Annotated in this window: 6 protein-coding genes and 2 tRNA genes; 5 read left to right on the top strand and 3 right to left on the bottom strand. The window is 37.7% G+C overall.

Features of this window, described 5'->3' with window-relative positions; genetic code table 11:
- Nucleotides 1–41 precede the first annotated feature (41 nt).
- From KPC_RS17465 to KPC_RS17445, 5 genes are all read left to right on the top strand, one after another.
- Nucleotides 42–800 carry a Nif3-like dinuclear metal center hexameric protein gene (locus tag KPC_RS17465; protein ID WP_121975616.1) on the top strand — a complete coding sequence of 253 codons (759 nt, stop codon included), beginning with the start codon at nucleotides 42–44 and terminating at the stop codon, nucleotides 798–800.
- Between the two features lie 204 nt (nucleotides 801–1,004).
- On the top strand, nucleotides 1,005–1,631 hold the full coding sequence (locus KPC_RS17460; protein ID WP_121975617.1) for a superoxide dismutase: 627 nt from the start codon (nucleotides 1,005–1,007) through the stop codon (nucleotides 1,629–1,631).
- A gap of 146 nt (nucleotides 1,632–1,777) precedes the next feature.
- A tRNA-Asn gene (locus KPC_RS17455) sits at nucleotides 1,778–1,853 on the top strand.
- A gap of 279 nt (nucleotides 1,854–2,132) precedes the next feature.
- A tRNA-Asn gene (locus KPC_RS17450) sits at nucleotides 2,133–2,208 on the top strand.
- A gap of 53 nt (nucleotides 2,209–2,261) precedes the next feature.
- Complete coding sequence (locus KPC_RS17445; protein WP_121975615.1) at nucleotides 2,262–2,714, top strand: DUF2726 domain-containing protein; 453 nt, start codon at nucleotides 2,262–2,264, stop codon at nucleotides 2,712–2,714.
- A gap of 31 nt (nucleotides 2,715–2,745) precedes the next feature.
- Here KPC_RS17445 and KPC_RS17440 read toward each other — a convergent pair whose 3' ends face one another.
- The 3 genes from KPC_RS17440 to KPC_RS17430 form a co-directional block, all read right to left on the bottom strand.
- A complete protein-coding gene (locus tag KPC_RS17440; RefSeq protein WP_121975614.1) occupies nucleotides 2,746–3,963 on the bottom strand; it encodes an alpha/beta hydrolase family protein in 1,218 nt (405 codons plus the stop codon).
- A gap of 107 nt (nucleotides 3,964–4,070) precedes the next feature.
- The gene (gene ubiA, locus KPC_RS17435) at nucleotides 4,071–4,949 is read right to left on the bottom strand and encodes a 4-hydroxybenzoate octaprenyltransferase (RefSeq protein WP_121975613.1); all 879 of its coding nucleotides are present in this window, start codon (nucleotides 4,947–4,949) and stop codon (nucleotides 4,071–4,073) included.
- Between the two features lie 8 nt (nucleotides 4,950–4,957).
- Complete coding sequence (locus KPC_RS17430; protein WP_121975612.1) at nucleotides 4,958–5,443, bottom strand: chorismate--pyruvate lyase family protein; 486 nt, start codon at nucleotides 5,441–5,443, stop codon at nucleotides 4,958–4,960.
- Between the last annotated feature and the right edge of the window lie 98 nt (nucleotides 5,444–5,541).

Raw genomic sequence — 5,541 nt, 5'->3', positions numbered from 1 at the left:
GTTTTGATATAAAGTATTACTGACAATTATTTTAGGTATTTATGGCTCAGTTATCAGACATTATTGCGTGGTGCAACCAAACACTCAAAGCACATGAATTTCGTGATTACGCCCCAAATGGTTTGCAAATCGAAGGTACAGCTGAGGTGAGAAAAATCCTTTGTGCTGTAACAGCTTCTCAAGATGCTATCGATGCTGCAATTTCAGCAAAAGCTGATTTACTCTTGGTTCATCATGGTTATTTTTGGAAAGGCGAGCCTTACCCTATTACGGGGATGCGTGGAAACCGTATCAAGTCACTCATAAAACATGATATTTCTCTAGTCGGTTATCATCTTCCTTTAGATTCACATCCAACTCTAGGTAATAACGCTGCAATTGCTGAAATACTTGAGCTTGAGAATATTGAAGCTTTAGACCCAAGTGAGCGAAATCCCATTGGTAATATTGGTTATTTAAATAAACCGATTTCACCACAGGATTTCAAGGCTTTTTTATCAGAACGCTTAGGATTTGATGCCATTCATCTAGATGCCCAAAAAACAAACATTCAAAAAGTTGGTTTTTGTACAGGTGCAGCACAGGATTTTATTACTAAAGCAGCGGAACAAAATTGTGATGCTTATATTTCTGGTGAAGTAAGTGAACGTACTTTTTATGAAGCCAAAGAGCTAGATGTGCATTATTACGCTTGTGGTCACCATGCAACCGAAAGATATGGTGTACAACGACTTGCAAAAGCTATTTCAGAACAGTTCAATATTGAGTATAGTTATTTCGAGTTAAATAATCCGATTTAATCAGGGTAAATATTGGCTTCATTGGTATACCAATGCAGCAAAGCTTTGCCACGACATCTAAGCTGTTTTTAACATTTTCTTTATACGTATTAATTCGAAATAAATTGTGTATTGTTATTTAACATCATGCGCATTTATGAGAATAATCCATTACAATAAAGTCACTTAATGTTAAAACCCAGCAAAATGCAAGGAATTAAAGACATGACAACCATTACTTTACCAGCTCTTCCATACGGATATGATGATCTCGCTCCGCATATCAGCAAAGAAACTTTAGAATATCATCATGACAAGCATCACAACACTTATGTTGTAAACTTGAACAACCTGATCAAAGGCACTGACCTTGAAGGTAAAACTTTAGAAGAAATCATCAAAGCGACTGCTGGTGATGCATCTAAAGCAGGTATCTTCAACAATGCTGCTCAAGTTTGGAACCACACATTCTACTGGAACAGCATCAAACCAAATGGTGGTGGTAAAGCAACTGGTGCTTTAGCTGCTAAAATTGATGAAGCATTTGGTTCTTATGAAAAATTTGCTGAAGAATTTGCTGCTGCTGCAACAACTCAATTCGGTTCTGGCTGGGCTTGGTTAGTTGCAGATAAAGTAAACGGTAACCTTTCTATTCTTAAAACTTCAAATGCAGATACTCCACTTGCTCATGGTCAAGTTGCTGTGCTTACAATTGATGTTTGGGAACATGCTTATTATATCGATTACCGTAATGCACGTCCTAAATACATTACAACTTTCCTTGAAAGCTTGGCTAACTGGGACTATGCAAATGCTAAATATGCTGGTCAAGAAGCTGGTGTAGAAAAATAATTTTTATTTTTCAAATAAAAATCACCCTATATGGGTGATTTTTTTTCTTTTTAGATATCAAATGCGTATTTATACAGCAATCAATAGGTTGATTTATTAAATTGGGTTGACGACAGTCATTTTACCTCCTAAAATGCGCATCAGATTCTCCAATAGCTNAGTCGGTAGAGCGACGGACTGTTAATCCGCAGGTCCCTGGTTCGAGCCCAGGTTGGAGAGCCAGATTCTAAAAGCCCACTTTATTTAAGTGGGCTTTTTTTATCTATCTACCTAAGAAAACGACTTTACTGAAATATTTGTTCATCTATCAATATATGTATGGTATGAACACCCAGCATTCAGCTTTATCTTTATCTTTATCTTTATCTTTATCTTTATCTTTAAATTATTATCTCTTTGAGTTTTTTGGTGATAAATAAAACAGTTATTTCATTTTTTGTGCCTTTTTCGAACTAGACATCTTGACCTATCAGAGTCAGACAAATACAATGCGTTCCAGATTCTCCAATAGCTCAGTCGGTAGAGCGACGGACTGTTAATCCGCAGGTCCCTGGTTCGAGCCCAGGTTGGAGAGCCAGATTCTAAAAACCCACTCTATTTGAGTGGGTTTTTTCTTGTCCGATCAAAAGTGTGATTCCATTGCTTCATTATCTTTCAATTACAATCGGCTGCCTCGCCTGCTGTCTGTTAGTATATATATGCTATAAACAGTATTTAGAATCCAGGCAAGTTTACTTTCCCAAGCGGGTAATTACAGATTTTGAGTATAAAATGTTTATTCGTCTGAACGAAGCATTTCCTCAATATCATGTCTTGGCTCAAGTTGCATTTAGTTCATTAATGACCAGTGATAATTATAAAATACGCCGTCAATTTAATAGAAAAGTCACAGATTTCGTGTTGCTAGATCAACAGTTAAACGTCGTCGTTATTATAGAGCTGGATGATCCAAGCCATATAGGTAAGGAACTGGAAGATAGTAAAAGAGATGCTATGCTAAATGAGGCAGGCTATATAGTTTTAAGATACACGGATGTACCAAGTATTCGACATTTACGCAAAGATATTGCATATGCAGTTTAGAAAGAAGCCGAAGCTTCTTTCTTTTATCCGCTTAACGAGCTGGCATATGCGTTTTGATAAATGCAACAAGGTCAGCATTCTTTTTCACAATCGCTTCTGTATGAGTTGCTCCCTCAACTAATAGGAAAGTTACATCTGTTCCCATCTCTTTGAGATCATGCTGGAGCTGTTGTGTCACCTGGTAAGGCACTGCCATATCAGCGGTACCTTGAATAATCATCACAGGCGTATTTATTTTCTTGGTTGCTGGTTGATTATCTGTTAAAAATTTGCTTACTGTTGCATTACTCTGAAAGTCACTTTTCAATCCAGGATAATCTACAACAGTTTTTGTAGGATTTTCACTTAAAAATGCACGGATATCATCAGCAAATTTATTATGCATGTCATCCAGACATAAGCCATTTTCACCTGTAGTTCCCTCAGCAAACTCAACCAATGGCTGTGATCGATCCTGAAAAAGTGATTGATAGTTAAATCTAGGATCATATGCTTTTATACCTACAGTAGTATAAGCAGCATAAGCCAGTAATTCAGCATAAACCCCTATTGCTATATCAGTATGACCTTCCGCAACGAGTTTTTGCAAAGCCTGCGGTGCAACAACTGAAATAATATATCCTAGACTTGATGCAGGAGCACCAGCAACAGCGCCTTTATAATTAGGGTTATTGTTCTCATATTCTGCCGTGCCTAAAGAAGCATGTCCTCCCTGCGATTGCCCCACTGACATCCATACACCATTTACCTGATGACCATAACGTGCTTTATAGGCTTGTACAGCGTAGGAGGCTGATTTCGCAGCACTGCCTAGATTTAAATATGGATGAATGCCTGCTGTACCGAGTCCCTCATAATCTGGAGCAATGACAACATATCCCTCCGCAAGCAAACTCTCAGCCATATTTTTAAAACGGGGATTAAATACATTATTGCTCGGTGCACAACTATCACCGATACCAACGGTACCATGTTCCCAGACCACTACCCTCCATCCATTTTCAGGTTGTACCGTTTTAGGAGTCATCACCATTGCTGTCGCAATACGGGTTTCACCTGACACTGTCGGCATACGATAAGTCATGACATTTACAGAGGAAGCATTGTTCATCTTATCTTTATTATATGTCGTCTCACTCACATAATTTTGATAAGAAACATACTCTTTGTCATCGTCATTACAAGCGGCTAGAAATAAAAATGTTGAACAGCTAACAGTAAGTATCGAACGTTGGATTATTTTTTTCATCTTGAATTTTCCTTTTGTTATTTTATCGCTCTTCATGAGCATTTTTAATAAAACATAAAAAAAAGCATCTGACTAGGATGCTCTTTTAAAACATAAATTAAAATTTGTTATAAATAGGCTATAAAAATTGTTAAGAAAAGAATAATTCCAACCCAGCGATTATGGCGAAATGCCCAGAAACAACGTTGAGGATCACGATCATTGGTTTTTGTCCATTGATAAATAAAATCGGCAACAACAATAAACAATCCAATTAAACCATAAGGAAATAATATTTCAGCGCGATATAGAGCTAAACCAATCAATACAACAGCAGTTGCCTGTAGCAGTGAAATGATTTCAATGTCATATTTCCCAAATAAAATTGCTGTCGACTTGACCCCAATTTTCAAATCATATTCTCGATCAGTGATGGCATACTGCGTATCATAAGCAACTGTCCAAGCCAGATTTCCAAAATACAGCAACCAGCATGTAGCATCCAAAGGCTTACCCATAGCTGTAAACGACATAGGTATTCCCCAGGAAAAAGCCATTCCTAATACCACTTGCGGTAAATGGGTATAACGCTTCATAAAGGGATAAATAAAAGCCAGAACAAGGCCAGCTAAAGCACAATAAAAAGTAGCTACAGGGAGAAAAAATAATGTGCAGGCACTGGCAAGAACCAGAAGCAAAAACACATATATAGCTTCCTTAGCTGAAATAACTCCAGTAGCTAATGGTCGATCTTTAGTTCTTGCTACATGTGCATCTACTTTTCGATCAGCAAAATCATTGATCGCACAACCTGCAGCGCGCATAAGAATCGTACCGACCACCATGGCAGTAAGAGTTACAATATCCGGAATACCTTCAGCAGCAATCCACAATGCCCACATGGTCGGCCAGAAGACCAGTTCAGTACCAATAGGTTTATCAAAACGGCATAGATAATAGTATGCCGCTAAACGTTCGCGCCAATTGATATGTTGAAGTGTAGTCATTGCGATCCTTAACCATGTTGTTTAAGAAATTGTTCAAATTTCGGCAAAAAAGTTTCCTGTACAATAAACTTGCATCCATGCCAAGTATAGCAACTTTGTCTCGTCCACCCTTCATCCAGCCAGATAACTCGTCTTTCACATTTGGGCTCAGTTCTTTCAAATAAAAACCAGCCTATCGGTTTCTTACCAATATGTTTAAATAAGCGTGCACGACCTTGGAGACTTTGAATAGGAAAAATACTTTTTGCTTTAACCCAGGCTTCTCCTTCACATCCATAAAGCAGGCTTTCCCTCACCCAAGAGGTATGCTGGTGAGGAACTCGCATCCATTTGCTATCAAGAAAAGTCAGTCTTTTAAAATATTCACGGGTAGGCTCAACCTTGAAAATTCCATCGGCAAGCTCTGTTAACTGTTGTGTAAGAGAACCAGAAGCATATAACCATGTTTTAAGTTCAGGATTTGGCTCCTGTCTAAAAGATGGTTGTAAATGCATATTTGGGCTCTCTTTTAAATTTGCTTAAGTGTAACTGAAATATGCTATGAATATTCAATAATTGTTGTTTTAATCTTATATTTCATACTCTATATAAC

The sequence above is a fragment of the Acinetobacter stercoris genome, from assembly GCF_900323515.1.
GTDB classification, from domain to species: Bacteria; Pseudomonadota; Gammaproteobacteria; order Pseudomonadales; family Moraxellaceae; genus Acinetobacter; species Acinetobacter stercoris.
Note: the sequence above shows the minus strand (reverse complement) of the source record. Positions and strands in the feature narration are given on the sequence as shown.

Bases quoted from the DNA above. Each gene is read 5' to 3' on its own strand.
- ubiA (WP_121975613.1), bottom strand. From the start codon at position 4,949: ATGACTACACTTCAACATATCAATTGGCGCGAACGTTTAGCGGCATAC.
- KPC_RS17440 (WP_121975614.1), bottom strand. From the start codon at position 3,963: ATGAAAAAAATAATCCAACGTTCGATACTTACTGTTAGCTGTTCAACA.
- KPC_RS17465 (WP_121975616.1), top strand. From the start codon at position 42: ATGGCTCAGTTATCAGACATTATTGCGTGGTGCAACCAAACACTCAAA.
- KPC_RS17430 (WP_121975612.1), bottom strand. From the start codon at position 5,443: ATGCATTTACAACCATCTTTTAGACAGGAGCCAAATCCTGAACTTAAA.
- KPC_RS17460 (WP_121975617.1), top strand. From the start codon at position 1,005: ATGACAACCATTACTTTACCAGCTCTTCCATACGGATATGATGATCTC.